This is a genomic window from Arthrobacter sp., from assembly GCF_031179385.1.
In the GTDB taxonomy this organism is placed as follows: domain Bacteria; phylum Actinomycetota; class Actinomycetes; order Actinomycetales; family Micrococcaceae; genus Arthrobacter_D.
Map to the genome: position 1 here is coordinate 1 of NZ_JAPSHV010000220.1, position 2,218 is coordinate 2,218.

Annotated in this window: 4 protein-coding genes; 1 reads left to right on the forward strand and 3 read right to left on the reverse strand. The window is 63.0% G+C overall.

Features of this window, described 5'->3' with window-relative positions; translation table 11 throughout:
* Together RIF85_RS15740 and RIF85_RS15745 are read right to left on the reverse strand one after the other, a co-directional pair.
* On the reverse strand, positions 1 to 562 hold a 562-nt coding region (locus RIF85_RS15740; protein WP_309072839.1), incomplete at its 3' end, for a DsbA family protein.
* A gap of 21 nt (positions 563 to 583) precedes the next feature.
* Positions 584 to 1,012, reverse strand: coding sequence for a VOC family protein (locus tag RIF85_RS15745; RefSeq protein WP_309072840.1), 429 nt, complete (start codon positions 1,010 to 1,012; stop codon positions 584 to 586).
* A 68-nt stretch (positions 1,013 to 1,080) separates the two neighbouring features.
* On the opposite strand from RIF85_RS15745, the gene RIF85_RS15750 reads away from it, so the two are divergent.
* Positions 1,081 to 1,392 carry a putative quinol monooxygenase gene (locus tag RIF85_RS15750; RefSeq protein WP_309072841.1) on the forward strand — a complete coding sequence of 104 codons (312 nt, stop codon included), beginning with the start codon at positions 1,081 to 1,083 and terminating at the stop codon, positions 1,390 to 1,392.
* Here RIF85_RS15750 and RIF85_RS15755 read toward each other — a convergent pair.
* The coding region (locus tag RIF85_RS15755) for an LLM class flavin-dependent oxidoreductase (protein WP_309072842.1) at positions 1,389 to 2,218 on the reverse strand (830 nt) is incomplete at its 5' end. The two genes, RIF85_RS15750 and RIF85_RS15755, sit on opposite strands and share 4 nt — an antisense overlap.

Consider the following 2,218-nt stretch of genomic DNA (forward strand, 5'->3'; position numbering starts at 1 on the left):
GTCTGCTGATCACTGGTCCGAAGAAGGCTACGCCCTGAGGAGGCTCGAAATGGATGATCGGTGTGCCGACGTCCTTTCCGGTATGGGCAAGCGCTTCGTCGGTTTCGGCCTGGATGATCTGGTCGAGGGAGTCGTCGTCGAGGGCTTTCGCCAACGTCGACGGGAGGTTGGCTTCCGCCAGGATCGGCTCCAGGAAAGCCCGGGTCCCGTGGTGCTCGGCGGCTCCGGATTGGGACGGGTCGTCACGTTCCGTGTCGAAGATATGGGCACCGAGTCGGGAGTACAGGGTTGCAACGGCGTCAGCCCCGTGCTCCTTCCGTGTCTGGGCGGCGACGCGAAGGAGGCGCAATCCGGCAGTGTGCCCGGCTTCGTAGCCTTCAGGGAAGTGCGAGTCGTAGTCGACAGAGGCATTGAGAAGGCGCAGCGAAATGAAGCGCCACTCGACGGAGTAGTCTCGTTCCGCCATGACCAACCGAACCCATTTACTGGTCATCCACGCGAAGGGGCAGACTGGGTCGAAGTAGAAATGGACGTCGGCGTTCTTGACCTGGTCAGCGTTCATTCGGCCACTATAGGGTCCCGACTAACTCAGTTCCACGCCGCCGTCGTCGTTGATGCGCCAACCCGGATTGTGGGCTATTTCCCAAACGACACCATTCGGGTCCTCCACATGCGCGTGGAAGATACCGCCGAACTTGCCCTGCGCCGGTTCTTTGAGCACGGTGCCGCCAGCAGAGGCCATGGACTCGACGGTTCGCCGAACGGCTTCGGGACTGCCGACATTGTGCGAGAGAGTCACACCGGATACGTCCGGCGCAGCAGATCGGCCGAGGTCCTCAGCGAACTTGTCGGCATCGAACAGGCCCAGTAAAAGTCCGGGCGCCACCTGGTAGAAGAGTATCTCGCCCGGAACGTCGAGCTTTGCTTCCCACCCGAGCCCGTCCTGGTAGAAGGCGCGGGCGGCGTCGAGGTTCCGGGTGGCAAGCGTGATGAAATGCAGCCGTTGGTCCATGTGGCAGACCCTAGTATGGCTGACGGAACCATTGCCAGCTTCCTCCCGGAATCGAAAGTGAGTTACTCATGTCCATTGTTGTCACCGCAGTTTTCACCCCTGCGGAAGGAGCCTTCGAGCAGGTAGTTGAAGCGTTGCGTCCGGTTATCGCAGAGGTTCACCAGGAACCGGGTTGCCTGCTCTACGCCATCCACGAGGCGCCGAACGGTGACATTGTGATGATCGAGAAGTGGGAATCCGTGGAACTGCTGGATGCACATGGTGCCGGTGACGCAGTCAAGGGTCTCAATAGCTCGCTCGAGGGATTGCTGAAGAAGCCGGTCGAGGTCACCCGGTTGACCGCGATTCCCGCCGGAACCGCGGACCAGGGCGCTCTCTAGGAGCCCGAAGCGGCTTTCGGTTCCCAGCCGATCGCCGGCGCCACGTGCTCGGCGATGGTGCGCAGCAGCTTTGCGTTGTAATCGACGCCAAGCTGGTTCGGCACGGTAAGCATCAGCGTATCGGCGGCGCGAACAGCGTCGTCCTTGACTAGTTCGGCTGCGATCTGGTCGGGTTCGCCGATGTAACTCTTGCCGAACCGGGACATCGCGCCGTCGAGCACGCCCACCTGATCGCGGGTCTCCCGGAGAGCGCTGAGCGCGAAGTAGTGACGGTCTTCGTCGTCGACGATCGGGATGACGCTCCGGCTTACTGACACCCGAGGCGTGAAGCTGTGTCCCGCTGCAGTCCACGCGTCGCGGAACAGCTGGATCTGCTCGGACTGCAGCTGGTCGAATGGAACGCCGGTGTCTTCGGTGAGCAGCGTGGAGCTCATCAGGTTCATTCCCTGTTCGGCGGCCCATACCGCGGTTTTCCGTGTGCCGGCGCCCCACCAGATGCGCTCGCTCAGGCCAGGGGAGTGCGGCTGGACGGGCAGGAGACCGGCGCCCTGCCGTGGATCAGCCTGAGCGATGCCCGCGCCGCTGATCGCGTAGCGGAACACCTCGGTGTGACGGCGTGCCATGTCGCCGGGGTCTTCACCATCGGCCGGGACATAGCCGAAGTTCGCTGCACCGTTGAGGGCGGGCTCCGGGGACCCGCGGCTGATGCCGAGTTGCAGCCGGCCGCCGCTGATCAGGTCGGTCTCTGCTGCTTCCTCCGCCATGTACAACGGGTTTTCGTACCGCATGTCAACGACGCCGGTGCCGATCTCAATGCGCGAGGTGC

What these genes read in the sequence shown, in the direction of transcription:
- RIF85_RS15745 (WP_309072840.1), bottom strand. Translation starts at nt 1,012, where the DNA reads ATGGACCAACGGCTGCATTTCATCACGCTTGCCACCCGGAACCTCGAC.
- RIF85_RS15750 (WP_309072841.1), top strand. Translation starts at nt 1,081, where the DNA reads ATGTCCATTGTTGTCACCGCAGTTTTCACCCCTGCGGAAGGAGCCTTC.